At 55.1% G+C, this 19227-nt stretch carries 11 protein-coding genes; 9 read left to right on the plus strand and 2 right to left on the minus strand.

Going from position 1 to position 19227, the window contains the following annotated elements; all coding sequences use genetic code 11:
• Window positions 1-28: 28 nt before the first annotated feature.
• The 7 genes from OSO_RS0118780 to hisB all read left to right on the plus strand — a co-directional run bounded on the left by OSO_RS0118780 (window position 29) and on the right by hisB (window position 13821).
• Window positions 29-2305: an N-terminal double-transmembrane domain-containing protein gene (locus OSO_RS0118780; protein ID WP_010584735.1), complete on the plus strand. Its 2277-nt coding sequence runs from the start codon at window positions 29-31 to the stop codon at window positions 2303-2305.
• A gap of 3 nt (window positions 2306-2308) precedes the next feature.
• On the plus strand, window positions 2309-5083 hold the full coding sequence (locus OSO_RS0118785) for a vWA domain-containing protein (protein ID WP_010584736.1): 2775 nt from the start codon (window positions 2309-2311) through the stop codon (window positions 5081-5083).
• Window positions 5084-5156: 73 nt separating this feature from the next.
• Window positions 5157-9143, plus strand: coding sequence for a hypothetical protein (locus tag OSO_RS0118790; RefSeq protein WP_010584737.1), 3987 nt, complete (start codon window positions 5157-5159; stop codon window positions 9141-9143).
• Between the two features lie 216 nt (window positions 9144-9359).
• The gene (rsmA, locus tag OSO_RS0118800; RefSeq protein ID WP_010584738.1) at window positions 9360-10298 is read left to right on the plus strand and encodes a 16S rRNA (adenine(1518)-N(6)/adenine(1519)-N(6))-dimethyltransferase RsmA; all 939 of its coding nucleotides are present in this window, start codon (window positions 9360-9362) and stop codon (window positions 10296-10298) included.
• A 149-nt stretch (window positions 10299-10447) separates the two neighbouring features.
• The gene (gene guaB, locus OSO_RS0118805) at window positions 10448-11938 is read left to right on the plus strand and encodes an IMP dehydrogenase (RefSeq protein WP_029247198.1); all 1491 of its coding nucleotides are present in this window, start codon (window positions 10448-10450) and stop codon (window positions 11936-11938) included.
• 141 nt (window positions 11939-12079) lie between these two features.
• Entirely contained in the window at window positions 12080-13156 is a 1077-nt protein-coding gene (gene hisC, locus OSO_RS0118810; RefSeq protein ID WP_010584740.1) for a histidinol-phosphate transaminase, read from the plus strand.
• Between the two features lie 77 nt (window positions 13157-13233).
• Window positions 13234-13821, plus strand: a complete 588-nt coding sequence (gene hisB / locus OSO_RS0118815; protein WP_010584741.1) for an imidazoleglycerol-phosphate dehydratase HisB — start codon at window positions 13234-13236, stop codon at window positions 13819-13821.
• Window positions 13822-13970: 149 nt separating this feature from the next.
• On the opposite strand, the gene OSO_RS0118820 is transcribed toward hisB, so the two are convergent.
• Together OSO_RS0118820 and OSO_RS0118830 are read right to left on the minus strand one after the other, a co-directional pair.
• A complete protein-coding gene (locus tag OSO_RS0118820; RefSeq protein ID WP_010584742.1) occupies window positions 13971-15554 on the minus strand; it encodes a tetratricopeptide repeat protein in 1584 nt (527 codons plus the stop codon).
• A gap of 375 nt (window positions 15555-15929) precedes the next feature.
• Window positions 15930-16403 carry a hypothetical protein gene (locus OSO_RS0118830; protein WP_010584743.1) on the minus strand — a complete coding sequence of 158 codons (474 nt, stop codon included), beginning with the start codon at window positions 16401-16403 and terminating at the stop codon, window positions 15930-15932.
• A gap of 638 nt (window positions 16404-17041) precedes the next feature.
• Here OSO_RS0118830 and OSO_RS0118840 point away from each other — a divergent pair.
• Entirely contained in the window at window positions 17042-18133 is a 1092-nt protein-coding gene (locus OSO_RS0118840) for a cytochrome c (protein WP_157605339.1), read from the plus strand.
• Window positions 18134-18249: 116 nt separating this feature from the next.
• The gene (locus tag OSO_RS0118845; RefSeq protein WP_010584745.1) at window positions 18250-19194 is read left to right on the plus strand and encodes a S1C family serine protease; all 945 of its coding nucleotides are present in this window, start codon (window positions 18250-18252) and stop codon (window positions 19192-19194) included.
• The last annotated feature ends 33 nt before the right edge of the window (window positions 19195-19227 follow it).

The following is a 19227-nucleotide window of genomic DNA, read 5'->3' on the forward strand; positions in this document are numbered from 1 at the left end:
AAAAACATGTGAAACGGAGTCGAACTGGATGTCGTTTTTGAATGCCGCGTTCCTGTGGGGATTGCCGTTGCTGGCTGTGCCAGTTGCGATCCACCTGCTGAGCCGCCGCCGCCAGGAGGTGGTGAGGTGGGGGGCGATGCAATTCCTGATGGACAGCAGTATTCGTCGACGTAAGATCTGGAGGCTGGACGATCTTATTCTGATGCTGCTCAGAACGTTGGCTGTCCTGGGAATCGTGCTGGCTTTGTCCCGCCCGCTTTGGCTTGGTGCAGGCATCGGAAATGGATTGGGACGAGACGTCATTTTCGTCTGGGATGTCTCCCTTTCCATGCAGCGAGAAGACGAGAGTGGGCGCAGTTCATTCGACAAGCTGCTGGAAAAAACCAAGGACTTGATGGGGCATGTGGCGGCAGGTGACACCATTCGAGGGATGGTCACCATCGGTCGCGGCAGGTGGTTGACAAGCGAGCCATCTTCGGCAACGGCCGAGCAGAAGTCCTATTTGCTCGATCAACTGCGGGCGATCGGAGCGACTCAAGGGGCGGCAGATTGGCTGGCCTGCCTTGGAACCGCTTTCCGAGTGTCGCCACCCCCACGAGCGAAAGCCCGTTTGATTCTAGTTGTCACGGATGGACAGACACATGGCTGGAGGCCGCAGGACCAGGGTGAATGGGCTCAGATCGAACAACTGGTCGAGGAATCACGGATTCCCATGGCTGTGGAAATGCACAATGTCATTGGTGTGGCCGCCGCGTCGCACAATCTGGCCGTAGATAGCCTGACAACACCTCGACAGCTTGTGGGGGCGGGCGAAACGTTCCTTGTCGAGGCGATGATTCGAAATCATGGCCACACACCCGTTCAACAACTCACGGTCGATTGGAGCCTGGATGATGTCGCCGTGGGACGATCGAGCATCGAGTCTCTGAATGCTGGTCAGTCAGCTCAGGTCACGCTGAAGCCGTCCGCCGGACATTCGGGGATTCGTCGTTTGAAATGTCGAATCGACGTACGCGATGACCTCAAGGCCGACAACGAACAAATCGTGATCATCGAAACGATCGATCAGGTTCCATTGTTGCTGGTTGACGATTCGACCAGTGACGATCCATTGACGTCTGACAAGGGATATCTCCTGGCGGCATTGGGGCAAGACCCCGACGGCGACAACACCACGAAGAGTGCGAGCGTATTTCGTGCGAGAACAATTTCTCCTGAGGAGCTCGCTGGGCAATCACTTGCCGATTTCCGTGCCGTCATCTTCGCAAACACCACGAATATCGATGAAGCGGCGCTCGCTAAGTTGACGGAGTTTGTTCGTGCCGGAGGGGGGCTTTGGCTGGCGTTGGGGGATCGAACTCCGCCGCACGACTTCAACCGAACGTTTTACCGGTCGGGCGGGGGACTGTCTCCCTGGTCGATTGAAAGCCCCGTCGGTGACCTCGTCCGTCGGGAAGAGTATCTGACGATTCACCCTCCCGATCGAGACCACCCTGCCACCGTACTGCTCAGCGACACCCAGCGGCTCGACATCGATCGTGTCAAAGTGTTCCAGCGGTTCCCCTTCGACGCCGATCCAGCGAGGATGAATGTTCCTGTCTTGCTGCGATCTGGAACCGGTCAGCCCCTGGCAATCGAGGGCTTTTTGGGGCGAGGCCGTGTCATTGTGCAGGCGCTATCCATGGGGGTTCGATGGTCCAATTTGCCACTCACGCAGGCCTACGTCCCCATGGTCCATGAATGGCTGTGGTATCTGGTCCAACCGACGGCCATTTCTCGCAACCTATTACCTGGCGATCCACTACAGGTTTCGTTGCCGACGAATGAACATGTCCGAGAAGTGCGATTGAATCGCCCAAATCAGAATCCCGTAATCATGACAGTCGCAACCCGAGGAGATCAGGCAATCGCCATCAGTCGTGACACGGAACTACCCGGAGCGTACGACGTGGTCGTGGCCAGCGAAGGAAAGGAAGATGCCGTGCAGCCGTATCAGGTCGCACGCGTTTCCGGCGAATCCAATCTCGATCAGTGGCCGGAATCGCTCTCCACCAAATGGAGAAAGATGTCGGCATTCCGACTTGACCCCGACCACCCGTTGGCCATGCCGACGGGGACTGCGGTCGAGGATCGTGGCAATCCCTTGTCACCGAGCATTCTAGGTCTTGTCGTACTGGCGATTCTTGCAGAACTCTGGCTTGTCCGGTTCATTGCGCGAAATCGGTTTGGAGGTGATACGGGGCACGATCGGTTGCTTGCCAGTCGCCTGGTCGGGAGAGTTGTCAGCGTGCGAGGAAACAACTGAATCATGCCCGCGTCTCAGTTGCAAACCAGTCAGCATTTCGAGTGGGACACCCCGTGGAGCATGGGATTTCTATCCACGGCGGCGGTGTTAATATTAATCTGGATGATTTGGCAGCTCGTACGGGAAGGGCGAATCGCCCAGTCCCGATTTTGGATGTTGTTTCTTTGCTTGCGCGTCACTGTGGCAGCGGTGCTGCTTTGGATGATTCTTGGCCCAACGGCGGTTCTGACTCGTACCGAGACACACCCGAGAACGCTCGCAGTCTATATCGATACCAGTTCTAGCATGCAGATTCAGGATCAAGCCGATCCCGAGTCGGATCGGCGTTGGGATCTTGCGGCCGATGACCCGATTCACGCGGTAACAGCCGCCGACCGAGTGGTCTTGTTTGCCTCGGCACTACGGCAACAGACGAAGCGATTGGCCGATTCAATGAACCAGCAGGCCACGACTGACGAGCGTCAGGAACTCATCGCAAAATGGCTGCAGCTTTCTGGCAAGTGCAGTGAATGGCTCGAATCGGATTCGCTGAAACGGTCGATACCCTCGGCGCTGGAGCCGCTTTATCAAGAATTGATTCAGACACACAAGCACGAGTCGCTCGCGGTCATGAATGAAACCAGCTGGCTGACCGGAATCGATCGCGGTGATCGCGAGCAAAAGCTGGTGCGACTTGCCGAAACGCAAGATCAGTTTGTGGCTCGTAGTCGTGTGTTTGCCGAGGCGTTGGTACGAGCGAACGTTGATACGGCTATCCCGAATCCGGCCACAGATCGCCCAACCCGCCTACAGCGGATCTCGCCAGCCATTCGCCAGGGGCTGACGGAATGGCTGAAGCACAGCAAAGACCGATTTCGAATTCAGCTCGCCCAGTTCTCAGAACGAGTGACTCCACTGTCACTTGATAACTGGCAATCGTCGCTGAATGAACTGGGATCGATCCAACCGGACGGAGACGAAATTCGAGAAACGGATTTGTCAGGACTTCTGAAGCAGATTCGGGATGACGCTGGAAAAGAAGACCTTGCCGCCGCAGTCATTTTGACCGATGGGCGTCACTCGGTTCAAACCCCCGATGACCCGCGCGATCTTGCGGCGCAAGTGCGACTGCCACTGTTTCTGGTACCGATTGGACATGGAGAGATGAAGCGAGATTTGATTCTGCATCATCTTCACGCCCCCACGTCCGTCATTCAGACCGACAAGATCCTGATCGAGGGGATTGTCACGGCACATCATTGTGCGGGCGAAAGTTGTGATGTGCATCTGATCGAAGCAAAGAAAGTGATCGAGACGCGGCGAGTCCAGTTCCGCTCACAGCAAGATGACCAGCGGTTTGCCTTTGAAGTTCCCACACACAAAGTTGAACGCCGCGAATTCACGCTCGTCGTCGAGAGACTGGAAGGGGAGCACTCATTTGCAAATAACTCTCGATCGGTCGCTGTTGACGTCACCGATGCGGTCCTAAGAATTCTGCTGGCCGATGGCCAGGCGCGATGGGAATACCAGTACTTGGTCAACTTGTTCAATCGGCAGGACAAGGTTGAGCTCGACCAGTTGCATTTCATCCCTCATGTCTTCGCGACGGGTCGCAGAAAGAAAAGTCGGCAATTTCCGCTGACCGTCCAGGAATGGAGCGAGTACCGCGTTGTCATTTTGGGAGATGTCTCAGCCCGACAGCTCACTCGGCAAAGCCAGGAATCGCTTCGTGACTCGATCATTCAACGCGGCGGAAGCCTGATCATCGTCGCAGGACAGAATGACATGCCCGATGCTTTTACCGGCGAGCCACTCGAGCAATTGCTGCCCGTGGAGTCAGATTCAGCATTCTCGCCCGATCGGCTTGGCTATCGCGTCGAAATGACTGCAGAAGGTAAATCGATGGATGCGATGCGTCTTGTGGATGATCTGTCATCCACCGAGCAAATCTGGCGAGAATCGAGTAGCTCGCTGCCGATTTACTTCCTTTCGTCGTACCACAAAGCAAAGCCGAATTCGCAGGTTTTGCTCAGTGCTGTCAGCAACCGGGCCGTGGCGACCACCGCGGAATCGCCTGCTTTGCTTTGCTGGCAGACAGTCGGAGCAGGGCGCGTGGCTTACCTGTCGTCCCCCACGACGTACCAGCTGAGAAATCGGAGTGGAGATAAGTTTCACCATCGGTTCTGGGGGCAACTTGTGCGCTGGATCGTTTCACGATCCGCCATGACTGGTTCGAAAACGGTCAAGCTTCTGGCCGACAAGTCAAACTACTTCGAAGGCGACGTCGCTCAACTGAGTGTCGCGCTAATGGATCTCGAAGGACAACCGGTGACGAACGCGGCGCCACAGCTTGACGTCATTCAGGCGGGGAATGTCGCCGCGAACGTGGAACTGACCGCCGACCCTAAGGTGCCCGGTCGCTATCTAGGTACCTTCACGACAAACGAATCGGACAAATTCACCCTTCGTGCTCGCGGGGGCGATATCCAGCGACTGCTCGATGCGGAACGCTATGTCGATCCGGTCCAGATCCAGATTGAATTCGAACCGGGGCTAGATCGCGAATTGAGTGATCCGCGGGCCGATCGTCCCCTGTTGCAACACCTGGCCGAGCAATCGGGGGGGCTGGTGCTTGAGCCAACGGCGCTGACGGAAGTGATACACGCGATTTCGTTGGAACCACGAATTCAGATCTCGTCGCAAAAGACGCCGATCTGGGATCGTTGGTGGTGTCTGTGGGCTCTCCTTGGTTGTTTGAGCTTGGAATGGTTCATTCGGAAACGAATTGGCCTTGCGTGATGCTCGGCAAAGCTGGTGTACTTGGTACGTACGGAAGGCTGGTTTGGCAACATTTCAGCAAAGGATCCCCGAGATGGCATCGCCTTCTTCAGATCATGCGGCCGCCGATCATCTGGTTCCTATGGTGGTATCGGGCAAGATTTCCGACGTCGTTAATCGCACGCGGGGAATGCGTCTGATTGGGGGCGCCGTTGTCGCGCTGGCTGCGGCACTCGCGGTAATGCTGATCGCCATCGGTGTCGATTGGGCGGCCGTCCTGTTCGAGCCCGCGCAGCGAACCGTGCTGACGCTCGCGACATTCGCCATGATGGGAGTGCTCGCGCTTAGTTGCCTTGGCATCGCGGCAACTCGCCGTATGTCGAATTTGGACGCGGCACGCCAGATCGACGAACAGGTTCCTCAGTTGGAGGAGCGATGGACGTCCGTTACGGAATTCTCGACGACTCACGCCGCTCCTTCGATTCGCGGCTCGGAAACATTTATCCGCAAAGTTGCAGAAGAAGCGGCGCAACTTGAATCCGTCGTGGAGCCAACACAGATTCAGAGGGGCCAAGGTCTGACGTTGGCCTTTGGCGTGTTGGGGGCTGTGACCGCCGTCTGGGCTGCCGTGCTTTTAATCGATCCCGGGCAGGCGACCGTCCTGGTTCAGCGACTTTTCTGTCCCCAGTCTGATATCAGCCTGACCCAGGTTCACGCGGAATCGGGAGACATCATTCAACCTCGCGGTTCAAATGTGAAGCTCGAAGCCGTTGTGGCTGGGCGTGCGCAATCCAAAGCCGAGGTCACGATTCGCCAGGCAGGGGCAGGCGACGAAATCGTGTCGTTGGAACCGTTGAATGCCGATCGGACACGTTTTGTTTATCCCCGCAAAGATCTTCAGCAATCGTTTGCCTATCGTTTCCGTTCGGGTGATGGGCAATCGGCCTGGCATGAAGTCAGAATGGCCGATCGTCCCGCGTTAAAACTGGTCGATTTCCGGATCATCCCACCCGCATATTCCAAGTTGCTTGATTTCCATCAGGATGGCTTGCCCAAATCGGTCAAGGCTCTGCAGGGCAGCCGCCTGCTGTTACAGTTTGAGTCGAGCATTCCACTAATGTCGTTCGTCCTCCAACGAGAAAACGGCATTGAACAGATGCTGGTGGAATCTGAAGCGAAGAAATACCACGGTGAAATTGAACTGACTGAATCGTTCGCGTTCCGGCCGAACATGACCAGCGTTGAAGGCTTGGCAAACAGTCAGCCTCCGCGGTGCGAAATCATTGTTTTCCGCGATCAAGCGCCGACGGTCGACGTTGCCACTCCCTCGAATGAGGTAGCGGTGCGTCCTGATGATTCGATCACGATTGCGTTCGATGCCAAGGATGATCTGGGAATCGCGCGGGCGGAACTTGTAATCTTCGAATCCTCGAACGAAGGAATCGAAGTCCGGAAAACAATACCGATTTCACTTGGCGAGCAGGTCGGTGAAAGGTCGGTTCATGCCCAGGCCGAGCTTGACCTAGCCGAATTTCACCTGAAGCATGGCGAGCAGTTGACCTACGCGATCCGCGTGTATGACACCAAGGATACGGCGACAACTCATCAACCCGGAGGTACACCGCAATCCGAACTCACTCAACAAGACACGCGGCCTCAGCCTGCCACCGGTGACGCGCCAGAGGGGCGGCCTGCTCCGAAGGCGGATCTCTCAATGGCGTTGATCGGCGCGAAAGCACCGCCCGTGAATCAAGAGTCGAAACGGGCGGCCGAACAATCGAAGCCGGACCAGCCACCGAGCCGCCCCACAGACGACACACCACGCGCTGACGAGCCACAGGGAAAACAAGAAACAACGGATAGCGAGCCACCCAGGGAACAAGCGGGCGGCGGCAACACTTGGATTCCGAAATCCAACGCGAAGCAGAGCCGCGACAATCAACCGAAGGGGGAGGTCGGGGGAAAACCTCGACCTGAGTTCGAGATGGCCAAGCATGAACTCGATACGGCCGGCGGACAATGCACGAGTTGTTCACGACGCCGAATCACCATTGACGAGTGGGCCGGCTCGTTCGCGTCTCAGGTTCTCGACAAGCTTCAACTGGAAATCGATCCGGTGCTGAAAGCATTGAAAAAAACGTTGACCGACGCACGGCACACTCTCCAACCGCTCGCGGATCAGGCCAAGACCGCAAAGCAGTGGCAGCCCGCTGACAGCAATTTGGTTCGGCAAGGCGATGGTTTCTTGGATGTGTCCGAGCAGCAGGTCAAGGACCTGACCAAAAAGACAGACGGTACTCCGTATGCCTTTATTGGGCTGCAACTGCAAGACATCGTTCATTTGCACATTCACCCGGCACGTGAAAAGCTGAGCGATGTGACTTTGTTCGATTCGTCCAGTAAACCCGACGATCTGACTTCGTCTGTCGTACATATTCAACGCGCGATTGAACTGATCGAAAAGCTGACTTGGGAATACGAGGCCGTCAAACTGAATCAGAAATTGGCGGAAACAATGACCCATATCAAGAAGATGAATCAGATCTTCCTCGAAGGAACGTTCGCACTGCTGAACTCGCAAAAACCGAATCTGAATCCGAAGGATCGCGAATTCATGGAATTCGATCTCACCGAAGAGTTCCTTGCGAAACTGCAGGCCCTGCTCAAGAAGAAGCTGGAAATCCAGGCTGAACTCGCGAAGGTCTTGTCCCAGGACCCCCGCCTGCTGGAACGATACATGGCGCGCACTCGACTGGAAGCCACAACGTTGCGTGATCAACTGACTCTGCTGAACGGCCGCCAGCAGACGCTCACGAATGACGTGAAGGACGGTCTGCCCGCTGCGAATGATCCAAAGGGAAAGTTGACACTGAAAAACCGGATGTTGAGGCGGGCAGAGTCGGCAGCGCAAATCGCTGAGGACACGTCCCAGATGTTCGAGAGCTACGTGGTCTGGACGCCGCGATCAATGGATGTCAACAAAGGATCACTGGCGACGTTCAAGGCCAATGGCCTGAAACTGGTTGCGACGGCGGCCGAACTGGCAAAACGAGCCCGCACCAAAGATGTCGCGCAAGCAATAGACGTCGGCGAGAATCTGTACGAGCAATTGCTCAAGTGGAAAGAGAGCCTGCCTGATCTGGTCGATGAAACGGATGACCCCAAATTACATGTCCATGTCGCGAATCGCTTGCAAGATACCGAGAAGCTGATCACGCAAACGTCGGGTTGGGTTGTGAAAGAAAAAGCGATGGAAGGAGGCGACCATCATCTGGCTGCGGAGATTGATCAGCATCGAATCACTGTCGATACCGTGATTCTGGCCGGCAAACTCACCAGCCTGAATGCCCAGTGTCAGGGAATCAGTGTCAAACTGGGCGAGGCCGCGAGTACGTTCTTGCATACGATGAATGACGACCTGGTGGCGGAGCTTGAAATCTCGCAGGAGAAACTGGATGACAACGAACTTCAGAAAGCCGTCCATCATCAGTCGCTCGCGCTGACTCATTTTGCCAGCGCCGAGAAGCAACTCGACGATCTGATGGACGGGATTATCAAGCATCTTGACTCAATACCATTCAACGATAGACCAGAAATGCCGGATGATGTCGAACCGGAATCGTTGGAATCCCTGCTGGCGATGCTCGACGACGAAGCACGCGCGGCGGAATCGTTGGGAATTCCCCCTCGCCCTTCCAACCTGATCATTGAGAAGGATTGGTTCAAGCCTGGGCAAGGTCCCGGCAGTGGCGGACAGGGCGGTTCAGGACGTCGCTCCCGCCAGCCTAACGCTCAGATGGCTCAGGCAAGGCAGAGCAGTCAAGATGCAGAAAAACTGCGCAAGCAGTTTGAAGACTCATTGAAGAAAATGATGAAGGCGAAGAACGCGGAGGACAAAGGTGGAATGGCCGGCAAAGCCGAGCGGAAGTGGGACACCCTGGGTTCGAAGCTTGAGGAACACGTGCGGCAAGGGCGAGCCAATCTGCCTCCTGAGCAATACCGTAAAGCGATTGAAATGTATTTCGAGTCGCTGGCGGGCAAGCAAATCGGTAGACAACTTCGCCAATCGGCCGAAAACTGAGTCAGGCCGCGGATGGAGCTCCAAACTGGGGTTGGCCCGGCAATGAACTCGTTGGAATCTCGCAATTCCGGGTTCCGAAACATCCATCTGGACGATGGCAGTGCATCAAACGGCCGGTCATGATCTGAAACGCAGATTGCTGGTGTTCAATGTCGGGCTATTCTTGTCGGACGACGGTCAATTGATTATTCTGTCGGATTACCTCGACGGATTTTCATGAACGCACCGCAACGGCAGACACGCACGCATCTCATCTCGTTGTTTCAACAACAGGGATTGCACCCGCGCGGTGATCTGGGGCAGAACTTTCTGATCGACCTCAACCTGCTCGAACTCATCGTTCAGGAAGCCCAGTTGGGGCCCGACGATGTCGTGCTGGAAGTCGGAGCAGGGACGGGTGGCCTGACGACGTATCTATCTGCGGCTGCGGCGGTTGTGTCAGTCGAATATGACCCCAATATGTACGCATTGGCAAGTCTCGCAATCGCGGGCCGTGACAATGTGACGCTACTGAATACAGACGCCCTGAAGAGCAAGAGTCAGATTGCCCCAGTGGTCATGGACGCGGTTCGACGCGAGCTCGCGGTGGATCCACGGCGAAAACTGAAGCTGGTCGCGAACCTTCCCTACCATATCAGCACCCCGTTGATTGCGAATCTGATCGCCAGTGATCTGCCTTGGGAGCGGATGGTGGTCACGATTCAGTGGGAACTGGCCGAACGGATGGTTGCGAAGCCGCGAAGTGGGGATTACAGCGCCCTATCGGTCTTTTTGCAGGCCCACTGCCGCATCAAAACCATTCGAAAGTTGGGTCCTACGGTATTTTGGCCGAAACCTGGAGTCGATTCGGCCATCGTGCAGATCGATCCGAATTTCGAGGCCAGTTCTCAGATTGTGAATCGACACGAGTTCCAATCGTTTATTCGCGACATTTTTACGCAACGGCGAAAGCGTTTGCGAGGAGTCGTGGCGAACCTGTTCAAGCCCCGCTTGTCGAAATCACAAGTGGACGCGATTTTTGCCGCGATGACTTTGCACGAGGAAACTCGCGCCGAAGAGTTAGAAGTCAAACAACTTGTCGAATTGTCAAATCGGTTGCAGCGTTGCCTGTCCGGGGAGACACTTTCCACAGGTCCAGACGAGACCGCACCGTGAGAAATCCGTGGCGATTTGGGGTTGAATTCACGAATCGAGCCGAATGGACGCGGGCCTTTGCACAAGGTCCAGTCTGATTTGGGCGACGAAACGTTGAAAATAGAGCGGACAAGCAGATTTCGAGTTGGGACGATTTCAAAGGAGTCATGATGGACGAACGCATTTCGTATAAGGGAATCACCTTTGATGACGTGTTGTTGGAGCCGCACTACAGCGAAGTCATGCCGAATGAGGCCGACGTCACGACGCAGTTGACCAGCAACATTCGGATCAATGTTCCGATCGTCAGCAGCCCGATGGACACCGTCACCGAAAGCGAGATGGCGGTGGCAATGGCCCAGGAAGGTGGGATTGGCATCGTTCACAAGAACATGTCAGCCGAGCATCAGGCGATGGAAGTTGAACGGGTCAAGCGGGCGGAACATGGTGTCATCGTCGATCCAGTGACGCTTCCACCTGAGGCAACGGCCGAAGAAGCCTGGGACCTGATGGAACGTCGAAACATCGGTGGTGTTCCCGTCACCCGAAATGGGCGTCTGCTCGGAATTCTCACTCGGCGCGATTTGCGATTCATGCCCTCTGGCGACAAGGCCACCCCCATTTCCGAGGTGATGACCAAGGAAAACCTTGTCACGGCAAAAGAAGATACGACTCTGGCCGACGCACAACGGATTCTATTGGAAAACAAAGTCGAAAAGCTGTTGTTGATTGATGAAAATCAGCAACTGAAGGGTTTGATTACGATCAAGGATATCGACAAGAATCTGCGCTATCCGCGTGCGGCAAAAGACTCGCGCGGTCGCTTGCGAGTCGGAGCAGCGATCGGCGTTGGCGACTTCGAGCGTGCGGAACGGTTGATCGAAAAAGGTGTCGACGTCCTGTGTGTCGATAGCGCTCACGGTCATTCGCGGAACGTCGTCGAAACGGTCAAAGAGTTGAAACGACGTTGGAACATCGACGTGATTGCGGGCAACGTTGCGACGACCGAGGGGGCACGCGATCTGGTACGAGCAGGTGTTAATGCTGTGAAGGTCGGAATTGGCCCTGGGTCGATCTGCACGACTCGAATCATCGCCGGCATTGGAGTTCCGCAACTGACCGCCATTTCCAACGCGTCGAAAGCGGTGGAAGGAACTGATGTCTCGATCATCGCCGATGGCGGAATTCGCTACAGCGGCGATATCACCAAGGCCCTTGCCGCGGGGGCTCATGTCGTCATGCTGGGAGGATTGCTTGCGGGGCTCGACGAAAGCCCAGGCGAAACAATCCTGTACCAGGGGCGACGATTCAAACGCTATCGTGGGATGGGATCGTTGGGGGCGATGGTGAAGGGCAGCAGTGAACGGTATCGCCAGTCGAACAGCGACGAAAACCGCGGTCCCGCATCGTCGAAACTGGTCCCGGAAGGGGTCGAAGGGCGAGTTGCATACCGAGGTTCATTGCCCAGTGTGCTCTATCAACTGATCGGTGGTTTGCGGGCGGGCATGGGATACTGCGGAGTCAGAACCATCGGACAACTGCGAACAGAGGCAAGGTTCATTCAGGTGACGCCTGCTTCCGTCCGCGAAAGTCATCCGCACGATATCTCGATCGTCGAAGAATCGCCGAACTATTCCGCCGAGCATTCGCCGAGAGAATAGTTCACCTGAACACTGTTTGTTGCCCAAGGGTGAAAGTCACAGTCAGGCCGGCGGCCGTGTGCAGCCAGGTCCGTGCCATGCAAGTAGCATCACAGGTTTGTGTTTTTCAGAATGTCCGTCAGTCCCTAATTTCGTGACACTATGAGCTTCTTTCGACCTGAACTCGATCGTATTGCTGGCTATGTGCCGGGCGAGCAGCCTCGCGACACCGGCTGGACCAAGCTGAATACCAACGAGAATCCGTACCCGCCGTCGCCCCGGGTCGTGGACGCGATCACCGCGGCCGCGAGTGGGGCGCTGAACAAGTACCCCGACCCTCTTGGGACAAGCTTTCGTCAGGCCGCCGCGACGCTGTTTGATTTGGATCCCGACTGGATCTTACCAGGCAACGGCAGCGACGAAGTCCTGACGATTCTCACACGGTCTTTTGCGAATTCGACCGACCAAATCGCGTTTCCGTATCCGAGCTACATCCTATATGAGACCCTGGCCGATCTGCAGGGGGCCCGCCACGAGCGGATTCTGCTCAATCCAGATTGGTCATTTGATTTCAATCAGGCAATTCCGGTCGTTGAACGTTCAAAGCTCGTCTTTATTCCGAATCCAAATTCACCATCGGGTAATCGTTGGACCTGGGATGATCTGGTTTCACTGACACCCGCCAAGGGTGTGATGGTTCTTGATGAAGCTTATGGTGATTTCACTGATGTGCCGCATCGTGGAGAACTGCTCAACAGCACGATCGGGCGACAGATCGTCATCACCCGATCGTTCAGCAAGAGCTACAGCCTGGCTGGCATTCGTTTTGGCTTTGCCGTTGCACATCCGACGATCATCGCGGGTTTGCGAAAGATGAAGGACAGCTACAATTGCGACGCGCTGTCACTTGCCGCGGCCACAGCCGCGATCCAGGATCAGGACTGGATGAAAGAGAACACGGCAAAGATCCGCGCGACGCGTGAACGATTGTCCGCGTCACTGCAAAAACTTGGTTTCTTGGTTGTGCCGAGTCAGGCGAATTTTGTCTGGGCGACGCATCCGACCGGCGAACACAAGTTTCAGTACGATGCGCTCCGCCTCCGAAAAATCCTGGTGCGATACATGTCGTTCCCAGATGTTCCGTGGGCACCAAACCAGCGCCTGGACGGTCTGCGAATCACCGTTGGAACCGATTCCGAAATCGACACGTTGTTGTCTGCATTGCAAGAGATTGTGTGATCCGCGCCCATCGCAGCGATGCGGTCCTGTGATCGACTTCTCGGTCAGGTCAAAAAGAGCGTTACAAGGAAATCAGCATGTCGCGCGTGGCAAAGATTGATCGACGAACCGCCGAGACCGAAATTCAACTCGCATTGAATCTGGACGGAACTGGAGTCGCCAAAATTGACACGGGGGTCGGATTTCTCGATCACATGTTGACTCTGTTTGCGAAGCATGGCCTGTTCGATTTGGAAGTGACAGCAAAAGGTGACTTGCACATTGATTCCCATCATACAACCGAAGACGTGGGAATCTGCCTGGGCAAGACGCTGGCTCAGGCGGTCGGTGACAAGAAGGGGCTGACTCGATATGGATCGATGACGCTTCCGATGGAAGAGACGCTTGTGACATCCGCACTCGATCTGAGCGGCCGAGTGAAGTTCATCTACAAGGTCGAGTTTCCGACGGAAAAGATCGGGCTATTCGACACCGAACTAGTGGAAGAATTCTGGCAGGCGGTCGCGGCCAATGCGCAGATGAACTTGCATCTGGTCCTGCACCACGGCACGAACAGCCATCACATTGCCGAAGGATTGTTCAAGGCGACAGCCCGTGCGCTCCGACAGGCGACGACGATCGATCCGCGGCAGACAGGAATTCCCTCGTCAAAGGGCTCGCTGTAAACAACAGACGAAGTCGTTTGTCATTGATTGCATTCCCGCACGTCCCATTGCCTCCTCGACAGAAAATTGAAAACGATCCTCGTTACCAAGCGGGAGCTTGAAAACGATCCTCGTTACCAAGCTCCCGCAATGATTCCTGTCGAGAACTGCTACTTGCTTTGTGCGGCAGTCCAACGCTTTGAGCGGATGATGTTGCCGATCCGATAAGGATCGTCGGGTGATGTCCGCTCGACGGCTGAAACGGCCTCTGAAAATTGCCCCAGCTCCGCGTAGCTTTGTCCCAACAGAGCCCGAGCCGGAAAGAACCATTTCCCTTTGCGGTCATACTTCTTGATGTAGGAACTGAGGAGATCGATGGCGCCGGGGTAGTCCGCGAGTTCGTACTTGCAGAGGCACGTCCAGTAGAAGGCATCTTCCGAAGCCATTCGGTTCAGTCGCTCAAGATCCGGCGGATTCTTTTCGACTTCCAGATGCCGAATGCTCAAATACCTTTGTGTTGCTTCGGTGAATTTGCCCAGCAGGTGCTCGGACCGAAATCGTTGCAGTTTTCGTTCGGGCGCCTCGGTCGTGACCTTTCCCTCCTGGTCGACTTTGAATGGAATCGGCACCGTGAAGGGAAGAGAAAGCTTTTGAAATTCCTGTGAGGTGGATTCGTCCGGCTTACGCGAAGCCTCCGTCTGCCTGTGAGGGAATTGCCATAGCTTCAAACTGTCGACGGGCCAGTTTCCCGCGGTTGCGATTCGACTGAGTTTTCCGCCATTTCCTTCGCGATCGATCAAAGGGCTATAGAGGACACAGGCATCGGTTGTGGGCAGCGCCTCTTCCAAACGATTCATTCTCGCGCACCATGAGTTGGGGCTTGAGATGACATGCACTGTGGCGTCGCGTAGATCATCGGCGGTCAGTCGGTACGGTTCGTTGACAGCCAATCGCTCGAGCAGCTCCGGTTGCGCTATTAATTGATTCAGCGGAACCAGTGGTGACGTCGGATTCTGATCGGCGATACCGACAGGTAGCCCCAGGTACAAATCAAACAGATAAACATTTTGCTCAATGACGACGCCCAATAGCCATTTGTTGGTTGTTTCTTTCGTGTCGGCCTTCTGCCTCAGGATCAAGGCGTCGAGACGCAACTGGGTGAGGATTTCGGCACAAATCCAGGCGCGGTCTTCGGCGGACCCACGTCCGAACTGCATCGAAACGAAGGGGTTCAGCGGAATCTCGATTTCGTCGTTTCGCCAAAGCGAGACATTGCGGCAGACGAAGTCCACAACGATACTGACTCGTCGTAATTCATCCCGTCCGCGATCAGACAAGTAGCCTGCGATAACGTCAAAAAAGAGGGCGTCTCGCACATACAGGGCGTCGGCAAAATCGAATTTGGATTGTGAAAGTCGAGTCTGATCTGCGTCATCGATCCAACCCGTAGGGGCCTTGGGAGGGACGGGATCGTCGGTGCCTGGCTTTTCTTCGGCGACTTTGAATCGCCAGGAATTCAACAAGCTGACCGGCTTTTCGGGATTGGAACTGATTCCGAAGTTCTCGGGGCGAAGTTGGTGGATCGCGCTCGTCAAAACCTCTTCCGATGTGGCAGCAGATGGTGTCGCCCCCACTTTCTTTTCGCCGGCCGCGGATTTTGTGGCCGTTGATGCACCCGGCGAGACCACTCGCCGGCCTTCGCAGCCGATGACCGAAATCAGCGTCAACAAGATCACTGAACGAAAGCAGTTCATATCGCGACTCAATTGAGGAGAAGAGCTTGCCACTCGGCCATTTACGACAGAACGCCCGAAAGTGTTGAGGTTTCGAGCGTCAACTCTGGAAAATGCAGGGTTCAAGAGCATGGAAATCGGCGAAAATCTTGCAGGGAGAAGTCCCCAGAGGGGCGTTCAAGCCGCTCTGGGCTGCTTTGGAACGACACCGTACACAATTCGGATGCTGATCGCAAAACAGGCTAACAAAAGAAAGTATGCCACGTTGTAAGCAACGTGGCATACTCGTTCGAATCGATTTTCGCGTTGTCATTGACAACCGCTTGTGACCAAGTCGACGTTCAGGATAGGACGCCCTAAATCTGACATGGGTTGGCACGGCGGTTGTGAACGACTTCAGTCACCGTAGTGAACGACGACATGGTTGCCAACTGTGCGGATAACGACATTGTACTTGCCGTAGTCGTAGCGGACGCGGTTGCCGTCGCGGGTCACCTTGATATCGCAAGGTTCGCACGGCGGAACACAGATCTGGACATTCACGCAGGTTTTGCAGCAGCGATCACGGTTACAGGGATCAGGAACCTGGACAACCGTGGGAACCGCGCAAGGAGCAATGTTTCGTGTGGAGCGGTACCGGACGTCTTGAAACAATTCCAGCGGCTGTGACGAAACGGGGAAAGCGGTCGTGCCCGAGAAGGCTGGATCCGGCACAGGGGAAATGGCTGATGGTAGCGGGATATCGCTTGCCTGCCCCAACAAAATGGGGGTCACCGCTGGCACGGCTGTTCGCGCGATGCGACTTTCACCCGCGACGACAAAACTTGCCGTCAACAGGACTGCCAGACCACTGAAAAATGCACTCTTCATCACAGACTCCTTGTTCCAGACCAATTGCCTCATTGCGTTCGCTTTCTCTTCCGCAAACTTATCTCAAGTCCCCAACACGCGACGCCGGGATCCACGGAACGAGTGTTTGCCCCATCAGAATCCTGACGGGACTTAGGGAATAGGAATAATGGGTTGAGATTAACGATGCAAGAGGCCGACATCTCAAACTCACGAATCATTCACGAATTCGCAAACCTCGTGAATTCACCAGAATAACAACGCAAATCATTACTTCGCTCGCACTTACTGCCGAAGAGCACAAACGACGATATCGCCCATTCGCCCCATCCTCACATTGCGTTGTTGAAAACATCGCTGTTGTCTGCAGTTCGTTGATGGAATTCGGGAATCAAAATTCCATCAACGAACTGCAGACAACGGCGATTGAGCAAGTCCTGAATTGGGTTCGGATCGTCTAACGGAATGCCGGTCCATTGATTCAACCTCGGTGGACAGTTCCATGACGGATCACAGAATGAATGAGGCTAATCATCGAATACATCAGCCGAGCGAGTTTCCTCGTGCAATTGCAGGGGCTCTCCATGAGAAGCATAATGCGCCAAGATGAATTGGCTGCGATCATTCCATGTGATTTGGACTCTCGGGAACGAGTGGACATGGCTTTCAACGAAGACACCAGCATGTGGCATTTCCGCAACGCCTCGTGGCAACCGTCCGGCTCCAATCAGAAAACTCGCAGCTGTGATTGGCAGTCACTCACCCGATGGGCATGCCTTGTCAGTGCAATTTTTGTGACGAAGCCCTCGTTGGTGGTTGCGCAAACGGACGCCAGCGATGGACCTCGTCCGGCATCGAAGGCCACCGGCAAGGCGAGAAAATACGTCAACAAGATACCGTACGACGTATTCTTCGACGATCCACTGAAAGTCGTCAGTACACAAGCAACTCCCGTTGTGCCTGCGGCCACAGCACCGGGCCCGACTGTCCCGTTGCCCACGAAGTCAAACGTTGCGAAACCGACGCGTGAGGGATCGAATCGTGGCGAAGCCGTGATGGATTGGTCAAAGCGAATCACCGCAGAAGATCTGCAAGCCGAAATCAAGACGATACGCAATGATCTCACGAAATCATTGTCAAACGCAGGCCAATACAATCAGAATTTCAAAACGATCGCCGTGCATGGCGGCTGTATTGCGGCGTTGGCTGTGATCGTACAACAGCACGAAGAAGGGTTGGGTTGGAAGTCCAATGCTCAGTACGTTCGCGATTTTGGCGCTCAGATCAGCGATGCCGCGACCGGGTTGGGGCGCGATCGATTCGACCAAACCAAGTCGGCATTTCAGCGGCTGACGACTGTCCTTGACGGCTCGGTCCCGGCGGATGCAGGTGACGTGGTCGCGACGCGTCCGTTTCAAGAAGTTGCGTCGCGAAAGAGTCTGATGAAACGGATTGAGCGAGCCAAAGACTGGCTGAAACAGGATGTGAATAGCGAAATGAAGTTCAAATCGCTCTCAGACCCGATCCGGCATGAAGCCGCAATCCTGGCGGCGTTTGCGACGGTGATTGCCACTCCCGGATATGAGTACACCGAGAACGAGGACTATCAAAATTACGCCAAAGCGTTGATTGAAGGGGCCACCGAGGCTTCGTCGGCGAGCGCGATGGAGTCGTACGAAGGTTTTCAACGCGCGATCGATAAAGTGAACAAATCCTGTACCGATTGCCATTCCGCGTATGGGAATGGATGATCTGTGCCAAGGGGGCGAAGCGCACGATGGCGCTGGCTGACGTCACAACCTGAGCTGCAAACCTGGAATGCCTGTTTTCCATTTGAAAGATTGCTATGAGATGCTGTGGAAGTCGGATGGTCCTCACACTCTTCGTTGCGACCTGCGTTTGGCCGGCGATACGGGCCGATGCAGATCTGATTGAGCTGAAGACGGGGCATAAGCTGGAAGGGGACGTGCTGAAACAGCAGGCCGACATCCTGTATGTCGATATTGGGATTGACGTCGTGAAAGTCCCCTTGGGCCAGATCAAGACGCGTTCTGCCGCGAAGGATGCGGGCGGTGCACCGACTCAAGTGCAGAAGCATCAACTTTATCGCACCGCGCAGCTTCCTAGAAGAAGCATCAAAGACCTGACCGAGAAGTTTGGGGAAGGCGTGGTACTGGTGCAAACTCCAGGGGGACTCGGTTCCGGATTCATCGTCAACGAAAATGGATACTGTGTCACGAACTATCACGTGATTGAGAAGGAAACGCGGATCGCCACGACGATCTTCCATCGCGGAGACGATGGCGCGTTCCATCGACGTCGGATTGAGGACGTAAGAATTGTAGCGCTCAATCCCTTTTTTGATCTCGCGCTTCTGCAAATCCCTGCTCAAAAGGATCTGGCGTTTAAGCCGGTCTTTCTTGCCGCTGAGGAAGATCTGCAGGAAGGTGAAGAAGTCTTTGCCATAGGTAATCCTTTGGGATTGGAACGGTCCGTGTCGCAAGGAATCATCGGCACGAAGAATCGGAATTTCCGTGGACAGGTCTACATCCAAACGACAGCCGAGATTAACCCAGGCAACAGTGGCGGCCCACTGTTTAATGCTCGAGGTGAAGTGATCGGTGTCACAAACATGAAGCTGTTGTTTGCCGAGGGTCTCGGATTCGCAATTCCATCTCCTTATGTGAAACTCTTTCTCGACAATCATGAAGCATTCGCATTCGATCAGAATAGCCCTAATACAGGCTTTCGCTATCTGGATCCACCGCGCCGGAAGTTGAAAGGCCCCCCACCCGAAGAGAAGCCACTCTGAATCGAATTCGCATGGGGAACCAGAGATGTTTGA

The sequence above is a fragment of the Schlesneria paludicola DSM 18645 genome (genome assembly GCF_000255655.1).
Classification (GTDB): domain Bacteria; phylum Planctomycetota; class Planctomycetia; order Planctomycetales; family Planctomycetaceae; genus Schlesneria; species Schlesneria paludicola.

Excerpts from the sequence above, each read along its gene's own strand:
- OSO_RS0118780 (WP_010584735.1), top strand. The coding sequence starts at position 29 with ATGTCGTTTTTGAATGCCGCGTTCCTGTGGGGATTGCCGTTGCTGGCT.
- OSO_RS0118845 (WP_010584745.1), top strand. The coding sequence starts at position 18,250 with ATGGTCCTCACACTCTTCGTTGCGACCTGCGTTTGGCCGGCGATACGG.
- OSO_RS0118840 (WP_157605339.1), top strand. The coding sequence starts at position 17,042 with ATGGCTTTCAACGAAGACACCAGCATGTGGCATTTCCGCAACGCCTCG.
- OSO_RS0118785 (WP_010584736.1), top strand. The coding sequence starts at position 2,309 with ATGCCCGCGTCTCAGTTGCAAACCAGTCAGCATTTCGAGTGGGACACC.
- OSO_RS0118830 (WP_010584743.1), bottom strand. The coding sequence starts at position 16,403 with ATGAAGAGTGCATTTTTCAGTGGTCTGGCAGTCCTGTTGACGGCAAGT.
- guaB (WP_029247198.1), top strand. The coding sequence starts at position 10,448 with ATGGACGAACGCATTTCGTATAAGGGAATCACCTTTGATGACGTGTTG.
- OSO_RS0118820 (WP_010584742.1), bottom strand. The coding sequence starts at position 15,554 with ATGAACTGCTTTCGTTCAGTGATCTTGTTGACGCTGATTTCGGTCATC.
- OSO_RS0118790 (WP_010584737.1), top strand. The coding sequence starts at position 5,157 with ATGGCATCGCCTTCTTCAGATCATGCGGCCGCCGATCATCTGGTTCCT.
- hisB (WP_010584741.1), top strand. The coding sequence starts at position 13,234 with ATGTCGCGCGTGGCAAAGATTGATCGACGAACCGCCGAGACCGAAATT.
- hisC (WP_010584740.1), top strand. The coding sequence starts at position 12,080 with ATGAGCTTCTTTCGACCTGAACTCGATCGTATTGCTGGCTATGTGCCG.
- rsmA (WP_010584738.1), top strand. The coding sequence starts at position 9,360 with ATGAACGCACCGCAACGGCAGACACGCACGCATCTCATCTCGTTGTTT.